The sequence below is a fragment of the Halomonas salipaludis genome (genome assembly GCF_002286975.1).
In the GTDB taxonomy this organism is placed as follows: Bacteria; Pseudomonadota; Gammaproteobacteria; order Pseudomonadales; family Halomonadaceae; genus Franzmannia; species Franzmannia salipaludis.
On record NZ_NSKB01000002.1, the window covers coordinates 78844 to 95013 of the forward strand.

The 16170-nt window shown below is 67.4% G+C and carries 14 protein-coding genes; 11 read left to right on the forward strand and 3 right to left on the reverse strand.

The genetic code is table 11. The features are described 5' to 3' along the window. The first annotated feature begins 71 nt into the window (after positions 1-71). Positions 72-854, forward strand: a complete 783-nt coding sequence (locus CK498_RS04340; protein ID WP_095619652.1) for a TlyA family RNA methyltransferase — start codon at positions 72-74, stop codon at positions 852-854. A gap of 23 nt (positions 855-877) precedes the next feature. Here CK498_RS04340 and CK498_RS04345 read toward each other — a convergent pair whose 3' ends face one another. After that, positions 878-1819: a LysR substrate-binding domain-containing protein gene (locus CK498_RS04345; RefSeq protein WP_095619653.1), complete on the reverse strand. Its 942-nt coding sequence runs from the start codon at positions 1817-1819 to the stop codon at positions 878-880. 120 nt (positions 1820-1939) lie between these two features. Between CK498_RS04345 and CK498_RS04350 the strand changes: the two genes are divergently transcribed. From CK498_RS04350 to CK498_RS04360, 4 genes are all read left to right on the forward strand, one after another. Further along, positions 1940-2812 (forward strand): pirin family protein, encoded by an 873-nt coding sequence (locus tag CK498_RS04350; protein ID WP_095619654.1) that lies wholly within the window; start codon positions 1940-1942, stop codon positions 2810-2812. 71 nt (positions 2813-2883) lie between these two features. Further along, positions 2884-3012 (forward strand): hypothetical protein, encoded by a 129-nt coding sequence (locus CK498_RS26680; RefSeq protein ID WP_267873733.1) that lies wholly within the window; start codon positions 2884-2886, stop codon positions 3010-3012. Positions 3013-3150: 138 nt separating this feature from the next. Continuing rightward, positions 3151-4092, forward strand: coding sequence for a pirin family protein (locus CK498_RS04355; RefSeq protein ID WP_095619655.1), 942 nt, complete (start codon positions 3151-3153; stop codon positions 4090-4092). A 30-nt stretch (positions 4093-4122) separates the two neighbouring features. Then, entirely contained in the window at positions 4123-4731 is a 609-nt protein-coding gene (locus CK498_RS04360; RefSeq protein WP_095619656.1) for an NADPH-dependent FMN reductase, read from the forward strand. A 65-nt stretch (positions 4732-4796) separates the two neighbouring features. Here the strand turns inward: CK498_RS04360 and mscK are convergent, their stop codons facing one another. Then, the gene (gene mscK / locus CK498_RS04365) at positions 4797-8201 is read right to left on the reverse strand and encodes a mechanosensitive channel MscK (protein WP_407645832.1); all 3405 of its coding nucleotides are present in this window, start codon (positions 8199-8201) and stop codon (positions 4797-4799) included. A gap of 155 nt (positions 8202-8356) precedes the next feature. On the opposite strand from mscK, the gene CK498_RS04370 reads away from it, so the two are divergent. The 4 genes from CK498_RS04370 to CK498_RS04385 all read left to right on the forward strand — a co-directional run bounded on the left by CK498_RS04370 (position 8357) and on the right by CK498_RS04385 (position 10471). Beyond that, positions 8357-9379, forward strand: coding sequence for a phospholipase A (locus CK498_RS04370; RefSeq protein WP_095619658.1), 1023 nt, complete (start codon positions 8357-8359; stop codon positions 9377-9379). Positions 9380-9457: 78 nt separating this feature from the next. Beyond that, positions 9458-9790: a DUF883 family protein gene (locus CK498_RS04375; RefSeq protein WP_095619659.1), complete on the forward strand. Its 333-nt coding sequence runs from the start codon at positions 9458-9460 to the stop codon at positions 9788-9790. After that, a complete protein-coding gene (locus CK498_RS04380) occupies positions 9790-10182 on the forward strand; it encodes a phage holin family protein (protein ID WP_095619660.1) in 393 nt (130 codons plus the stop codon). The genes CK498_RS04375 and CK498_RS04380 overlap by 1 nt, the downstream gene beginning before the upstream one ends. Then, positions 10172-10471, forward strand: a complete 300-nt coding sequence (locus tag CK498_RS04385) for a YqjK family protein (RefSeq protein WP_095619661.1) — start codon at positions 10172-10174, stop codon at positions 10469-10471. The genes CK498_RS04380 and CK498_RS04385 overlap by 11 nt, the downstream gene beginning before the upstream one ends. Before the next feature lie 13 nt (positions 10472-10484). On the opposite strand, the gene CK498_RS04390 is transcribed toward CK498_RS04385, so the two are convergent. Beyond that, positions 10485-11675, reverse strand: a complete 1191-nt coding sequence (locus CK498_RS04390; protein WP_095619662.1) for a BaiN/RdsA family NAD(P)/FAD-dependent oxidoreductase — start codon at positions 11673-11675, stop codon at positions 10485-10487. 262 nt (positions 11676-11937) lie between these two features. Here CK498_RS04390 and CK498_RS04395 point away from each other — a divergent pair, with 262 nt between their 5' ends. Both CK498_RS04395 and CK498_RS04400 read left to right on the forward strand, forming a co-directional pair. After that, positions 11938-13032, forward strand: coding sequence for an efflux RND transporter periplasmic adaptor subunit (locus CK498_RS04395; RefSeq protein WP_229358958.1), 1095 nt, complete (start codon positions 11938-11940; stop codon positions 13030-13032). Then, positions 13032-16154 carry an efflux RND transporter permease subunit gene (locus tag CK498_RS04400; protein ID WP_095619663.1) on the forward strand — a complete coding sequence of 1041 codons (3123 nt, stop codon included), beginning with the start codon at positions 13032-13034 and terminating at the stop codon, positions 16152-16154. The genes CK498_RS04395 and CK498_RS04400 overlap by 1 nt, the downstream gene beginning before the upstream one ends. Positions 16155-16170 lie beyond the last annotated feature (16 nt).

A 16170-nucleotide genomic window follows, 5' to 3' on the forward strand; every position in this document is an offset into this window, starting at 1 on the left:
TATTACACGTTCGGCGCCAGACGTTGACAGTGGCGCTATAATCGACGCCGATATCGTCCCAGGAAACCGCCATGCCGCGTCTCGATCAGCTTCTCGTCAGCCAGGGTCTGGCCCGCACACGCACCCGCGCCCAGCGCCTGATACGGCACGGCCGGGTCAGCCTCGAGGACGACGGCCGGGTCTTGAGCAAGCCCAGCGAGAAGCTGGCCGACGACGTGCGCCTGCGGGTCGAGGCCGACCCCGAGGAGCGCTATGTGTCACGCGCCGGCCTCAAGCTCGAGGCGCTACTCGACCGCCTGGGGCTGCGCCTGGAGGGACGCGTGGTGCTGGATGTGGGCCAGTCCACCGGTGGCTTCAGCGACTGCGCGCTGCAATACGGCGCCCACCATGTGATCGGCGTGGAGGTGGGCCACGGCCAGCTCGACCCGGCGCTGCGCGACGACCCGCGGGTGACCTGCCTGGAGGGGCTCAACGCCCGGTCCATGGCCGGCGATGCGCGTCTGGCCGCAGCCCTCGCCGCCCAGGCGCCGGCCGGCCTCGACTGCGCGGTAATGGACGTGTCGTTCATTTCGCAGACGCTGATCCTGCCTCAGCTGACCGCGTTGCTGGCCCCGGGCGGCGAGCTGCTGAGCCTGGTCAAGCCGCAGTTCGAGGTCGGCCGCGGCGGCGTCAATGCCCGCGGCATCGTCAGCGAGCCGGCGCGCTACGCCGAGGTCGAGGCGCGCATCCGCGACTGTTGCGCGGCCCACGACCTGTACATCCGCCACTGGCAGGAGAGCCCGCTGCGCGGCGGCGACGGCAACCGCGAGTTCCTGCTCCACGCGGAGCGACAGGCTGCACCGCAGACGACCTGAATAACGCCGCGCGTCGATAAGCGTCAGGCGTCATCCGCCCGGTTGATCAGCGCCTCCCGGCTGGCGAAGTCCTCCTCGGCAATCCGCTCATCGAGAAAGTCGAGCAGCGCCCGCACCGCCGGCAACAGCCCACGCCGAGAGGGAAAGACCGCATGCAGGATCCCGCCCCGGGGTTCCCACCCCGGCAGAACATCTACCAGCCGCCCCACCCGGATATCCTGGGCACCCACCAGTAGTCCCAGCTTGACCACCCCGAGTCCCTCGAGCGCCGCGGCATGCAGGGTTTCGGCGCTATCGGTGACCAGGCGAGGGTGGTGGGGAATCTGCGCATTGGCGCCATCGGGCCCCACCAGGTCCCAACAGTGGCGATGGTCATGCTGCTCGAAGTCGAGGCTCGGCAACTCGGCCAGGTCCGCCGGGCTGCGCGGCCGCGGCCGGTCATCGAACAGACCGGGAGCGGCCATCAGCCGCTGAGGGCTCGACGCCAGCATCTTCATGGTCAGGTCGCTGTCCTCCAGGGGCGGGAAACGCACCCGAATCGCCAGGTCGAAGCCCTCCTTGACCACGTCCACGCGACGGCTGGTGGCCTCCACCTGCACCTCCACCTTGGGGCACTGCGCCATGAAGCGCACCAGCAGTGGCGTGATCAGATAGTGCAGCACGCTGGGCGAGCAGCTTAGCCGTACCGTGCCCTGGGGCTCAACGTGATGACGCTGGATCAGCTCCTCGGCGGCCTCCGCCTCCACCAGCATGGCCAGGCAGTGGCGATAGTAGGCTTGCCCCAGCTCGGTGACCGAGAAGTGGCGAGTGGAGCGCTGGATCAAGCGGGTGGCGAGGCGCTCCTCGAGCTGAGTGATTCGCCGGCTCAGCTTCGACTTGGGAATGCCCAGGGCGCGCCCGGCCGGGGCGAAGCCGCCATGATCCACCACCTGCACGAAGTAGTAGAGGTCGTTAAGATCCCGCATCCTACTGTCCTATTATTGAAACACTGAGTGTTATTTTAGCCATCTAGTGGCTTCTTTGTTCATGAAATAGGCTTCCTGTTATCGGGAAAAACACTTCCCACGCTCTGACAGGAGTCTCTTATGAAGAAGATTCAAGCCGTATACGGTGCCCCCCACGGCCACTGGGTCGGCGATGGCTTTCCGGTGCGCTCGCTGCTCAGCTACGACCGCCTGGGCGCCGCGCATCTCAGCCCCTTCCTACTGCTCGACCATGCCGGCCCGCATCGCTTCGGGCCAACCCGCCACTCGCGGGGCGTGGGCCCCCACCCTCACCGCGGTTTCGAGACCGTGACCCTGGTCTACCAGGGGGAACTGGAGCACCGCGACTCGGCGGGACATGGCGGCCGGATCGGCGAAGGCGACGTCCAGTGGATGACCGCCGGCGCCGGCATCGTCCACGAGGAGTATCACGCCCCTGAGTTCGCCCAGTCCGGCGGCCTGCTGGAGATGGTGCAGCTGTGGGTCAACCTGCCGGCCCGGGACAAGTCCGCCCCACCGGCCTACCAGCCCCTGCTCGACGGCGAGATCCCGCGGATCGCCCTTCCGAATGAGGCCGGGCAGGTCAGGGTGGTCGCGGGCCGCTATCTTGATCGAACGGGCCCGGCGCGCACCTTCACCCCGATCAATGTCTGGGACCTGCGCCTGGTGGCCGGCGGCGATGCCCAGCTCGAGGTTCCCGAGGGGCATACCACCCTGCTGGTGGTGCTGGAGGGCACGCTGCTGGTCAACGGCGAGCGCATCGTCCGCGACGAGAGCGTGGTGGCCTTCGAGCGCCGCGGCGAGGCCTTCCACCTGGAGGCCAACAACGACGCCAAGCTGCTGCTGCTGAGCGGCGAGCCCATTGATGAACCGGTGGCCGGTCAGGGGCCCTTCGTGATGAATCACCAGGCCGAGCTCCACCAAGCCTTTGCCGACTTCCACGCCGGGAAGTTCGGCAAGCCGAGGGGCGCCTGAGTCGACTCATGCCCCCGTCCCTGCCCGGCGATGGTCGCCGGGCAGGCCCTGACAGCGAAAGGAGCACGATCATGTCTTTTACCTACAACCGACTCGACAAGGATGACGTGGCCCTGCTGATGGTGGACCACCAGCCCGGCCACCTGGCCGCCTATGCCAACCTGATGCAAAGCTATAACCAGCAGAGCCAGCTGGGCTAGGCAGCGACCGGCCAGGGCGGATCCCGCGCCCTGGCCGTGTCATTGGTCTCGCAGCAATGCTCGCTCCCTGCCAACAGCTGGAAGGGCCTATGCTAGAAGGCCGAGCCTCTCTCCTTTTGCCCACAGGAGTCCCGAACCATGAGCAATCTCGTCAACGAACGCGAGCTCGCCACCTCCCTCGACTGCCCCGTCGTCGATGGCAAGCGCCAGGTGCAGCACGTCACGCCCCATAGCGCCGAGGTGGGCGGCATCCCCGTCAACCGTGCCCTGCCCCGCCGCCAGCGCCGGCTGATCGGCGCCTGGTGCTTCCTCGATCATATCGGTCCCGCCGACTTCGCCGCAGACGACCCCGGCCTCAGGGTCGGCCCCCATCCGCATATCGGCCTGCAGACCTTCACCTGGATGATCGAGGGCGAGATCCTCCACCGCGACAACCTGGGCACCGCCCAGGTGATCCGCCCCGGCCAGGTCAACCTGATGACCGCCGGCCGCGGCATCAGCCATACCGAGGAGTCACTCCCCGGCGAGGCGACCCTGCACGCCGCCCAGCTATGGATCGCCCTGCCCGAGGCGGATCGCGCCACCGACCCGCGCTTCGACCACTACCCGACCCTGCCACGCTGGCAAGAGGAAGGCACCGAGCTGACCCTGCTGGTGGGTGACTTCGCCGGCCACCGGGCCCCGACCCTGACCTTCTCTCCCCTGGTGGCCCTCGACCTGGCCAGCCCCCGGGGCGGCCCGTTGCGCCTGCCGCTGCGCGCGGATTTCGAGTACGGCCTGCTGCCCCTGGAGGGCGACCTGGCGATCGAGGGCGAGACCTTCGCCACCCATGAGCTGGCCTACCTGGGCCGCGACCGCGACGAGGTGACGGTGACCCTGCCCGCCGGCGGCCGGGTCCTGCTGGTGGGCGGCGAGCCCCTGGGCGAGGAGATCCTGATCTGGTGGAACTTCGTCGGCCACAGCAAGGCCGAGATCGCCGAGGCCCAGCGCGACTGGGAGGCCGAGAGCCCCCGCTTCGGCACCATTCCCGAGTTCGACGGCCCGCGGCTGACCGCCCCGCCGCTGCCCTGGAAAGCCTGATTCTCTTCTCGACCCCGCCAAGGAGGCCCCATGAGCGACAGCCCCCGCATCCTGGTCTTCGCCGGCAGTACCCGGCGCGGCTCCCATAACACCCACCTGGCCCGGCTCGCCGCCGAGCACCTCGAGCGCCACGGCGCCCGGGTCACCCGGATCGACCTCAAGGACTACCCCCTGCCCCTCTATGACGGCGACCTGGAGGCCACCGAGGGGCTACCAGCCCAGGCCCGGCGCCTGCAGGCCCTGCTCGCCGAGCACCAGGGGCTGCTGATCGCCTCGCCGGAGTACAACGGCTTCCCCACCCCGCTGCTCAAGAACACCCTGGACTGGATGACCCGTCCCGATGGCGAGCGCAGCGGCCTGGCCCTGTTCGCCGACAAGGTGGCGGCAGTGGTAGCGGCCTCCCCCGGGGCCCTGGGCGGCATGCGCAGCCTGGGCCTGACCCGCCAGCTGCTCGGCAACCTGGGGGTGATGGTGCTACCCAACCCCCTGGCCCTGCCCCGCGCCGCCCAGGCCTTCGGCGAGGACGGCGACCTGGAGGAAGACGCCGTGCGCCAGCGCCTCGATGCCCTCTGCCACCGCCTGGTCAGCACCCTGAGCCGCCTGAATGCCGCCGATGACGCCACCGGAGAGAGCCCATGAGCGACGCGCCCCAGCCCCAGGAAGGCGCCCACTGCGACGGCGCCACCCTGCGGTTCCACCACCGGCTAACGGCCGTCGCCGCCATCGACGTCGATATCCCCTGGATCGCCCGTGGCCCCCGGCGGCGGGAAGTCGGGGTTAGTGACCTGCCCGCCGGCAAGGCTCTGCACCTTCTGCGCCGCGCCGCTGCGGTGCAGCCAGACGTCGAGCTGGTTGAAGGCGATATCGATACCATGCTCATCGAACAGCTCGCCGACCCGGCAGTTGATTTCGTCGGTGGCATACAGCCGGTCGCCCAGGGAGTTGACGAAGATCCGCAGCTCGAAGTTGAGGGTGCTGTCGCCATAGTCCATGAAGAACACCTGCGGCTCGGGATCGGCCATCACTCGCGGATTCTCGTCGGCGGCCTGGCGTAGCAAGCGATGCACCAGGCGATGGTCGGAACCGTAGGCGACGCCGTAGTTGAGCACCACCCGGGTGACGCTGTCGGACAGCGACCAGTTGATCAGCTGGTCGGTGACGAAGGTCTTGTTGGGGATGATGATCTCCTTGCGATCGAAGTCGGTCACCGTAGTGGCGCGGATGCGGATCTTGCTGACCGTGCCGGTGAGGTTGCCGATGGTGATGGTGTCGCCAATCCGCACCGGCCGCTCGAAGAGGATGATCAGCCCCGAGATGAAGTTGGCGAAGATTTCCTGCAGGCCAAAGCCCAGGCCCACGCCCAGCGCCGCCACCAGCCACTGCAGCTGGTTCCAGGCCACCCCCAGGGTGGCCAGCGACATCACCAGGCCGGTGCCGACGATGGTGTAGGAGAGCAGCGAGGTGATCGCATAGGCGCTGCCCTGCTTGAGGGTCAGACGTGACAGTACCATCACCTCCAGCAGGCCCGGCAGGTTGCCGGCCAGCATCAGCGTCAGCGCCACGATCAGCAGCGCGGTGACGATGTCCGATACCGACACCGCACTGGTCACCAACTCAGCGCTGTCGCCGTCGGCAGCTTCCCAGATCGCCACCTGGTCGAGGTAGCCGAGCACCGTCAGCAGGTCAGCCCAGACCACATAGAACAGCGCGGCAAAGCCGATCAGCAGGATCAGCTTGGACAACCGTAGCGACTGCTGATTGACCTGCTGCATATCGAGCGGTGGCTCTTCTACCACCTCGAGCCCGCCCTCGGCGCCCTCCTGTACCTGGGCTCGGCGGCGCATCAGCGCACGCCGGTAGGCCAGGCGGCGTGCCGCCACCGCCAGGCCACGCACCACCGCCGCCTCGACCAGGATCCATAGCCCCAACAGGTAGAGGGTGATCACGAAGCGGCCCACCAGGCTCAGCGCGGTGTACTCGTAGCCGGCGACGATCAGCCCCACCAGCAACAGCGGCACCAGCGCCAGCGTCAGCCCCAACAGCAGGCGGAACAGCTTAACGCCGAAATAGGGGACATGCGCCAGGATCAAGCGCGCCAACAGCACGCTCATCGCCACCAGGCCACCAACCAGTAGCGCCAGCGCCAGCGGACGCGTCGCCAGGGTGACCTCGGTATCGCGTACCAGCGGCGTGACCATCAGCACCGGCACCAGCGCCACGCCCAGCCACAGCAGCAGCCAGCGCAGCCGCGCGACATAGCCGGCCGGCCAGTAGAAATGGCGCATCGCCACGCCGTCCTTGACCAGCAGCCGCCGTGACCAGGCAATCACCGCCCAGGCCAGCGCCAGATGCCACAGGGCATGGCCCAGCGCGACAGCGATCCCCTCGCCGCCGGCCACCAGACCAGTGCCGACCCCGGCCAGGCCCAGCGACATGGGCAGGGCCAGCAGCGCGTTCAGCGCCACCGCCTGGGGCGTGTGGCCCTGGGTGTCGCTGCGCAATCGACCGATCTGATCGTTGAGTAGTGCCAGACGCGCGCGCAGCCGGCGACGCGCCGCCAGCAGCCCCGCTGCTATCAACAGCAAGGGTAACCCCAGCAGCGCCTCGAGACTCGGCAGCCGCCAGCGCTGTGGCAAGCCTGCGCGCCACTCGCCCTCGTGCCATTCAAGCACCAGGTTGGACGGTAGCTGGCGCAGCCACTGCCAGTCCAGTGGCCGGCTGTTGGCCACCCAGAACAGCTGCTCATCGATGGTGGTGCGCAGCGCCTGGGCACTCTCCAGCAGCTGCTGCTGATTGAGCTGCAGTTCGATACCGGTGCTGAGCAACTCGCCGTAGGTCTGCTCGAGCTGGTCGACCAGTTCGCGGCGCGACTGATAGAGCCGCTGCAGCGAATCCACCAGGCCCTCGGTGATCTCCACGCCGGCCTCTTCCAGGCGCTGGTTGGCCAGCCGCTCGCCCTGGCGCAGCAGGTCGCGCTGGCGCCCCAGGTCGAACTGGCGCAGGCGCAGGTCGGCGATCTCGTCCTGCAGGTCGCGGCGCGCCGCCACCTGGGGCAGCGACTGGCGCTGCTCGCGCAGGATCCGTGCCAGCAGCAGGCTGCCGCGCACCGCACTGATCTGCTCGTTGAGGCTACGCTGCAGCTGAGTGACCTGGTCGAGCTGACTGCGCACCGTGATCGCCTCACGTAGCAGCGCATTACGACGATCATTGGCGCGCAGCAGCTCCAGGCTGAGGTCCTGGTTGACCTGTTGGGCACGCTCCAGCACCGGGTGGCCTGCCGCGATCAGCGGGTCGTCGCGGGCGGCGTCGGCGATGGCCTGCTCCGAGGCCAGGCGGCGCTGGCGGTCGATCACGCTCTGCAACAGTAGCAGCAGGCTCTCCTGATGACCGGTCTGGGCGGTGAGCAGCTCACGGCGCTGCTGGGCAAGCTCGCGCAGGCGAGTATTCGAGCCCAGCTCACGCTGGTATAGGCGCTGCTCGCGTTCGGCCAACTGCCGCTCGGCGCGCAGCGCCAGCATTCGGGGGTCGTCGTCGGGGATATCGCGTCCGGCCAGCTCATCCTGGGCGCGGCGCGCCTGTTCGGCACGCTGCATGGCATCGGCGATGGCCTGCTGGGCCCGCTCGGGCAGGGTCTGGGCGGTCAGCAGTTGAGCATTGACCTCGGCCACGCGGTCCTGCAAGCGCTGCAGCTCGCCGAGCGCCTCCTGCTGGCGATCTTCGAGTTCGGCCAAGGGCCGGTCGTCGAGATCCGCGGCGGAGAGCTCGCCCGCCGCCTGCTCCTCATCCTGCAGCTCGCGCTCCAGGCGCATCAGCTCGGCAGGAGCCTCCTGCAGACGGCGGTCGAGCGCGGCCAAGCGCTCCTCGACGTCCTCGAGGCGCTGCAGGGCATCGATGGCATCCTCCAGCGCATCGCGCTGGCGCTGCTGAGCCTGGCTCAAGGTCTCGCCCTCGCCGGGCTCGAGCTCGGCCAGCCGCGCTTCGAGCTGCTCCAGCTCGGGCAACTCGGCCTGCGCCAGGACCGGCAATGGTAAGCACAGCAGTAACAGCACAAGCCCGCCCAGCCACACGGGGACGGCGACAGGCAAGGCGCGAAGGCGACGACAGATCACGGCAATCTCCCCACGGACCCGATGGTGGTCCAAGGGGCGATTTTGGGTCCCAGGCGTCGCCATGGCAATCTCTTTGCATTCCGATGCAAGACCAGTTGACTTGCCCTCCGGGCGTGGTAGAACGGTGGCTCATATCCCCTTGTGAGCACTTGTTCATGACCCTGCTTCGCACCACTGCCACTGTAGGCGCCGCGCTGGCCATCCTCAGCCTGGTCGTCACGGCAGGGGCCCACGCCGATACCCGGCGTGCCGAGATCGAAAATCGCATCGATGCTCTCCACCAGGAGCTAGAGAGGCTGCAGTCGCAGCTCGAGACGATCCCCGACGAGCAAGCCGCGCCGGAGGTCGACCAGACCACCGCCGAGACGCTGCAGCTGGCCCAGGAGCGGCGTGAGCTGGAGCGAGAGTCGGATCGTAACCCGCTGGCCATCACCGCCTACCGGCGCAACTACCTGCTGCCGGTGAGCTATAACGCGCGCCAGAATCCCGACAACTTCCGCTTGATCAGCGAGGAGAACGGCGTCGACGATATCGAGGTCAAGTTCCAGTTCAGCGCCAAGGTCAACCTGGCCGAGGGACTGTTCGGCGACCGCGCCGACCTCTATTTCGCCTATACCCAGCGCAGCTGGTGGCAAGCCTACAACTCCATGGCCTCGTCACCTTTTCGCGAGACCAACTACGAGCCCGAGGCCTTCCTGAGCTTCGATAACGATTCGCGACTGTTCGGTTGGACCAACACCCGTAACCGGCTGGCCTTCAACCATCTCTCCAACGGCCGCTCCAGCGAACTGTCACGGAGCTGGAACCGGATCTATCTCGAGAGCACCTTCCAGCGCGGTGACTGGGCACTCACCGTGACCCCGCACTGGCGAATCCCGGAATCCGACGGCGACGACGACAATCCCGATATCGACCGCTATATGGGCTACGGCGACATCGAGGTGGCACGCCGCTTCGCTAACGACCACGAGGCCAGCATGCTGGTGCGCGGCAATCCCAGCGCCGGCAACCTGGGCTCCCAGGTCGACTACTCCTGGCCGCTGTTCGGCAACATCCGCGGCCATGTGCAGTACTACGTCGGCTACGGCGAGAGCATGATCGACTACGACAACTCCAACCACCGCCTCAGCGTCGGCTTCAGCCTCAACCCGCTGTTTGCCGGGCGCCCGGAGTTGTAGCGCAGCCCACGGGCTGATTGAAGTCGCATGGCTACCTGCTATGCTGAGGGCGTCATTCACCGTCAAAGGAAGACCCCGATGGCAAGCCGCAAACCCAACACCGATGCCAGTACCGAGCAGCTCAAAGCTGACCTACATCACCTGACCCAGACCATCGAAGAGCTGGTCAACGCCACCGCCGACGACTCGCGCAGCAATATCAAGGAACTCCGCGAGCGCGCCGAGAAGCGTCTGCACGACACCCGAGACCGTCTCGAAGCCCGCGGCGAGCGCCTCTACGGCGAAGCCCGCGACTCGGTGCGCGAGCAGGTCGATGCCTGCGATCATTATGTCCACGAAAACCCCTGGTCCAGCGTCGGCATCGCCGCCGCCGCCGGGATGGTCATTGGCCTGCTGATCGGGCGGCGCTGATGAGCCACGGCCAAGGACCGGCCGAGCGGCTGTTCGGCGCCACCAAGCGGCTGATTGCCAGCCTGCTCAGCAACGGCGAGGCGCGTCTGCGCCTCGCTGTCGTTGAGCTCGAGGAGGAGCGCGCGCGGCTGGTCACCCTGCTGCTGCTGGCGGGCATCAGTCTGCTGATGGTGATGCTGGGACTGACCGTGCTGACGCTATTCGTGGTAGTGCTGTTCTGGGAGACCCATCGCCTGCTGGCGATCGCCGCCAGCGCATTGGTGCTGCTCGGCGGCGGCCTGGCGCTCGGCGCCTGGGTGGTACATCTGGCCAAGCGGCCGACGCTGCTCAAGAGTACCCTCAGGCACCTGGCTACCGACCGCGCGCTGATGGAGACCTCGCGTGACGACTAAGTCCCCCTCTGCTCGCCAACTGCGCCGCCAGCGCAAGGCTGCACTGGAAACGCAGATCGAGCAGCAGCGCGTCGACCTGATGGTCGAGTCGAGCCGCTGGCTCGGGGCAACACAGCAGATCGACAGCACCTTTCAGCGCTTCAAGCTTCCCACCTACGCCCTGGGCGGCCTGGCACTGCTGGCCAGCGCACGCCATCCCCACGCCCTGGTGCGCTTCGCCCAGCGCGGCATCGCCGGCGTGCTGCTATTGCGTCGCGCCCAGCGGCTGCTCAAGATGCTCCGCCGCTGAGCGTTCATTACCCTCAGAGCGACTGCCCGCAGGCCACCCCCGATGCCCAGGCCCACTGGAAGTTGTAGCCGCCCAGTTCGCCGGTGACGTCGAGCACCTCGCCAATGAAGCGCAGCTGCGGCATGTCGTTAACGGCAAAGGTCTTGGATGAGATCGCCCGGGTATCGACGCCGCCCATCGTCACCTCTGCGGTGCGCCAACCCTCGGTGCCGGCGGGCTTTACCCGCCATCCCGACAGGCGCTGCTGCCAGGCTTCCAATTGAGCGTTGGAGAGTTCGGCCAGGGTTGGCGACTCGCCATACCACTCGCCAATCGCCGTGGCCAGGCGCCGGGGTAAGTGCTCACTCAGCCAGGTCATCAGCTGGCGGCGCGGTGTCTCGCGCCGCGCCGCGGCCAGCGCCGGTGCCACGTCGAGGCCCGGCAGCAGGTCGACTTCCAGCTCGTCGCCGGGCTGCCAGTAGCTGGAGATCTGTAGCATCGCCGGCCCCGACAGGCCACGATGGGTGAACAGCAGCGGCTCGCGGTAGTGCCCATGGCGCTGGCCGTCGCGGCGACAGTGAACGCTCACCTCGCAGGCCACCCCGGCAAGCTCGTTGGCGCGATCCTTCCACTGTGAGGTCAGGGTAAAGGGCACCAGCGCCGGGCGCGTCTCGGTGACCGTCAGGCCGAACTGGCGGGCGAGATCGTAGCCGAAGCCGCTAGCGCCCATGGTCGGAATCGACAGGCCACCGCAGGCCACCACGACTGCCCCCACATCGATAGGTCCTTGTGAGGTAAGCAAGCGCATACTCTCACCGCAGCGCTCGACCCGCGTAAGCGAGGTCTTGAGCGCCACCTCGACGCCGGCCCACTCACATTCGGTGAGCAGCATGGCGACGATCTGCTTGGCCGAGTCGGCGCAAAACAGCTGGCCGGGGGCCTTCTCGACGTACTCGATGGCGTGGCGCTCGACCAGCTCGACGAAGTGCTCGGGCCGATAGCGCTTGAGCGCCGAGATGCAGAAAGGCGGATTGCCCGAAAAGAAGTTCGCTGGCGAGGTCGCCATGTTGGTGAAGTTACAGCGCCCGCCCCCCGACATCAGGATCTTCTTGCCAGCCTTGTTGGCATGATCGATCACCAGCACCCGCCGCCCGGCGTAGCCGGCGGTAAGGGCACACATCAGGCCGGCGGCACCGGCGCCGATCACGGCGACGTCATAGGTCATGGGCAGGCGGGCTCCCGTACATGGCCTCTTGGTGAGGCGCGTTGGCTCAGGCGCGGCATTCTAGCAAGCTGAACAGCGGGCGTCGCCTGCCAGCGCCGAGCGAACTTATACGGCGCAATATATTCTGTATAACTGGCGCATCATTAAGTAAGCTGGGCAAAATGCCTCATTATTGCCACATTCCCGGCCACAGTGGTAAGTAGCCTAATGACAGGGAGCACAGGAGGTGCGCCTGCCGACTCATCGACCGTGTAGAGACATCATGACCCTTATTCCGATGGCGCCACGCGCCTGGCTGGCGCTTGCCCTGACGCTCTCCCTGCCCCTTTTCAGCGCTGTCGTCCTATCCGACGAGCGCACCGCGGTGATTGGCGCCCGCGCCGACCAGCAACGCTGGTCAGATCCCCTCGAAGCCCTCGGCACCCTGCGCGCCGACGAGAGCGTGACGCTCTCCGCCACCGTCACCGAGATCGTCAGCGAGTTGAACTTCGTCGACGGCGAGCGGGTCGAGGCCGGCCAGCTGCTGGTGGGACTCGATGACAGCGAAGAGCAGGCCCAGCTACGCGCCGCCCAGGCGCTGCGCGACGAGCGCCGCAACGCCGTCTCCCGCGCCTCGCAGCTGGAGTCGCGCAATCTCGGCTCACGGGCCGACGTCGAGGACAGCCAGGCGCGTCTGCGCCAAGTCGAGGCCGAAATCGAAGCCATCGAGGCACGCCTGTCCAGCCATCGCATTCGCGCCCCCTTCGACGGCGTGGTGGGCTTTCGCAATATCAGCAGCGGCGCGCTGGTCACGCCGGGCATGGAACTGGTGACCCTCGACAAGCTGGATGTGGTCAAACTCGACTTCAGCGTGCCCGAGGTATACCTGTCGATGCTGCGCCCGGGGCTCAACCTCAGCGCCCACAGCGTGGCCTTTCCCGACCAGCGCTTCATGGGCGAGGTCGCCAGCATCGGCGCCCGGGTCGACCCGGTCACCCGCAGCGTCCAGGTACGCGCCGAGTTCGACAACGCCGAGCTGATCCTGCGTCCCGGCATGCTGATGGAGGTGGTACTGCAGCGCAGCCCGCGGGATGCCGTGGTGGTCGCCGAGAGCGTGTTGGTCCCCAGTGGCGAGCGACAGTACGTGATGCTCATCGATGAGAGCGACGACAACCGCATCAGCCGCCATGAGATCGTGATCGGCGAGCGCCGCACCGGCCAGGTGGAAGTGCTCGAGGGGCTCGAACCCGGCGATCTGGTGGTCGGCCACGGCGTGCAGCGCGTCCGCGACGGCGACCGCGTCAGACTGCTGGGCATCGCCGACGACGAGCACTCGATCCGCGAGATCCTCGAGCAACATCGCGGGGATGATGCCTGATGCGCCTCTCGGATGTCTCGGTTCAACGCCCGGTTCTGGCCACGGTCCTCGCCCTGCTGATCGTGGCCTTCGGATTCCTAGCCCTCGAACGCCTGCCGCTGCAGGAGTATCCCTCCATCGACCCGCCGGTGGTCAGCATCGATACCCGCTATCCCGGGGCCTCGGCCAGCGTGGTCGAGACCCGCATCACCCAGGTGCTCGAGGATCGCATCGCCGGGGTCGAAGGCATCCAGCTGATCACCTCCTCCAGCGAGGATGGCCGCTCGCGGATCAATATCGAGTTCGGCCTGGAAATGGACATCGATGCCGCCGCCAACGACATCCGCGACCGCATCTCCGGCGCCCTGCGCAACCTGCCCGACGAGGCCGACCCGCCCGAGGTGCAGAAGGCCGACAGCAGCGAGGACGTGATCCTGTGGCTGAGCCTCTCTGGCGAGGACTACAGCATTCCCGAACTGACCGACTACGCCAACCGCTACCTGGTCGACCGCTTCTCGGTGCAGCCCGGCGTGGCCCGGGTGCGGGTCGGCGGCGGCCGCGACTACGCCATGCGCGTGTGGCTCGACCGCAACGCCCTGGCGGCGCGCGACCTCACCGCCGGCGACGTCGAGAATGCGCTGCGCGCCGAGAACGTCGAGCTGCCGGCGGGCTCCATCGAGTCCGACGAGCGCCAGTTCGTGGTGCGGCTGCCGCGCAGCTTCGCCACGCCGGACAACTTCCGCGCCCTGGCGCTGTCGCGCAGCGACGACTATATCGTGCGGCTAGGCGACGTGGCGCGCATCGAGATCGGCTCGGTGGAGGATCGCTCGGTATTCCGCGCCAACGGCGTGCCGCTGGTCGGGCTGGGCATGATCAAGCAGTCCACCGCCAACGTGCTGGAAGTCTCGCAGGGCGTCACTGCCGAGATGCAGCGCCTGCAGGACACCCTACCCGAGGGCATGGAGCTGAGCATGAACTTCGACTCCTCGGTGTTCGTTTCCGGCGCCATCCAGCAGGTGGTGATCACTCTGTTCATCGCCATGGGCCTGGTGGTGGTGGTGATCTTCATGTTCCTGGGCAACCTGCGCACTACCCTGGTGCCGGCGGTGACCGTGCCCATCGCGCTGATCGGCGCCTTTATCGCACTGGCCGCGCTGGGCTTCTCGATCAACCTGCTGACCCTGCTGGCGCTGGTGCTGGCCATCGGCCTGATCGTCGACGACGCCATCGTGGTGCTCGAGAACATCAACCGCCGCATGCAGGCCTACGGCGAAACGCCGCTGGTGGCGGCCTTCCGCGGCACCCGCCAGATCGCCTTCGCGGTGATCGCCACCACCCTGGTGCTGATCGCCGTGTTCGTGCCGCTAAGCATGCTGCAGGGTGATATCGGCCGGCTGTTCTCGGAGTTCGCCCTGACCCTGGCGGCCGCGGTGGCCATCTCCAGCCTGCTGGCGCTGACCCTGACGCCGATGATGGCCTCGAAGATTCTCAGCCCCAACATGCACGAAGGCCGCCTGGCCCACGCCGTGCAGACGCTGCTCGAGTTCAGCCAGCGGCTGTATCGGCGCATGCTGCTCACGGTACTCAAGCTGCGCCTGCTGGTACTGGCGCTATTCATCGCCCTGGTGGCGGGCACCGGCTGGCTTGCCAGCGTCCTGCCCAACGAGTACACCCCCCAAGAGGACCGCGGCAACTTCATCATCCTGGTCAACGGCCCCGAGGGTGCGACCTTCGACTACATCATGGACTATATGGACGAGATCGAGAGCCGCCTGGAGCCGATGGTCGAGTCGGGTGAGTTGGAGCGGGTGGTGATCCGCGCGCCACGCGGCTTCGGCAATATCGAGAACTTCAACAACGGCTTCGTGATCGTCAACATGGCCGACTGGGGCAGCCGCCGCAGCGCCTGGGAGATCATGGACGAGGTGCGCGCCAAGCTGCGCGACCTGCCCGGGGTGACCGCTTCACCGGTGATGCGCCAGGGCTTTGGCCAGCGCATCCAGAAACCGGTGCAGTTCGTGCTCGGCGGCGGCACCTATGAGGAGCTGGCTGAATGGCGCGATATGATGTTCGAGCATATCCGTGAGCACAACCCCCGCCTCACCGCGCTGGACAGCAACTACCAGGAGACCCAACCGCAGCTGCGCGTGGATATCGACTACGAGCGCGCCGCCTCGCTCGGCGTCACCGTGACCGAGATCGGCCGCACCCTGGAGACGCTGCTTGGCGGGCGCAACGTGACCCGCTACGTTGATGATGGCGAGGAGTATGACGTGATCCTCGAGGGTGATCGTAGCGCCCAGCGCAGCGCTCGCGCGCTGGACAACATCCAGGTACGCTCGCAGCGCTCCGGCGAGTTGATCCCGCTGGCCAGCCTGGTAACACTGACCGACTTCGCCGGCCCCAGCACCCTGAGCCGCTTCAACCGGGTGCGCTCGATCACCCTCGAGGCCAACCTGGCGGGCGGCTATCCGCTCGGCGAAGCCCTCGACTACCTGCAGCAGACCGCCGACGAGATCCTGCCCGCCGAGGCGCAGACCGACGTCGACGGCCCCTCGCGAGACTTCCAGGAGGCCAGCGGCGCCACCACCTTCCTGCTGCTGCTGGGGGCGCTGGTGGTATTCCTGGTGCTGGCCGCCCAGTTCGAGAGCTTCGTGCACCCCTTCGTGATCATGCTCACCGTACCGCTGGCGATGAGCGGCGCGCTGCTCGGGCTGTTCCTCACCGGCCAATCGCTGAACATCTACAGCCAGGTGGGGCTGGTGATGCTGATCGGCCTGGCGGCCAAGAACGGCATCCTGATCGTCGAGTTCGTCAACCAGCTGCGCGACCAGGGCGTGGCCTTCCAGGAGGCACTGGTCGACGCCGCCGTGACCCGCCTGCGCCCGATCCTGATGACCGCGGTGACCACCATGGCGGGCTCCGTTCCGCTGATCATCGGCAGCGGTGCCGGCGCCGAGACGCGCCTGGTGATCGGTACCGTGATCATGTGCGGGGTGGCGGCGGCGACACTGTTCACGCTGTTCGTGGTGCCAGTGGCCTATGACCTGCTGGCTCGCAACACCGGCTCGCCGGGGGACGTGCAGCGCCGCCTGCAGCGCGAGATGGACGACCATCACACTGTCGCCGCCGACACGCACTAAGCAGACGGCTGCTATG

Bases quoted from the DNA above. Each gene is read 5' to 3' on its own strand.
- CK498_RS04340 (WP_095619652.1), top strand. From the start codon at position 72: ATGCCGCGTCTCGATCAGCTTCTCGTCAGCCAGGGTCTGGCCCGCACA.
- CK498_RS04345 (WP_095619653.1), bottom strand. From the start codon at position 1,819: ATGCGGGATCTTAACGACCTCTACTACTTCGTGCAGGTGGTGGATCAT.
- CK498_RS04350 (WP_095619654.1), top strand. From the start codon at position 1,940: ATGAAGAAGATTCAAGCCGTATACGGTGCCCCCCACGGCCACTGGGTC.
- CK498_RS26680 (WP_267873733.1), top strand. From the start codon at position 2,884: ATGTCTTTTACCTACAACCGACTCGACAAGGATGACGTGGCCCTGCTG.
- CK498_RS04355 (WP_095619655.1), top strand. From the start codon at position 3,151: ATGAGCAATCTCGTCAACGAACGCGAGCTCGCCACCTCCCTCGACTGC.
- CK498_RS04360 (WP_095619656.1), top strand. From the start codon at position 4,123: ATGAGCGACAGCCCCCGCATCCTGGTCTTCGCCGGCAGTACCCGGCGC.
- CK498_RS04370 (WP_095619658.1), top strand. From the start codon at position 8,357: ATGACCCTGCTTCGCACCACTGCCACTGTAGGCGCCGCGCTGGCCATC.
- CK498_RS04375 (WP_095619659.1), top strand. From the start codon at position 9,458: ATGGCAAGCCGCAAACCCAACACCGATGCCAGTACCGAGCAGCTCAAA.
- CK498_RS04380 (WP_095619660.1), top strand. From the start codon at position 9,790: ATGAGCCACGGCCAAGGACCGGCCGAGCGGCTGTTCGGCGCCACCAAG.
- CK498_RS04390 (WP_095619662.1), bottom strand. From the start codon at position 11,675: ATGACCTATGACGTCGCCGTGATCGGCGCCGGTGCCGCCGGCCTGATG.
- CK498_RS04395 (WP_229358958.1), top strand. From the start codon at position 11,938: ATGACCCTTATTCCGATGGCGCCACGCGCCTGGCTGGCGCTTGCCCTG.
- CK498_RS04400 (WP_095619663.1), top strand. From the start codon at position 13,032: ATGCGCCTCTCGGATGTCTCGGTTCAACGCCCGGTTCTGGCCACGGTC.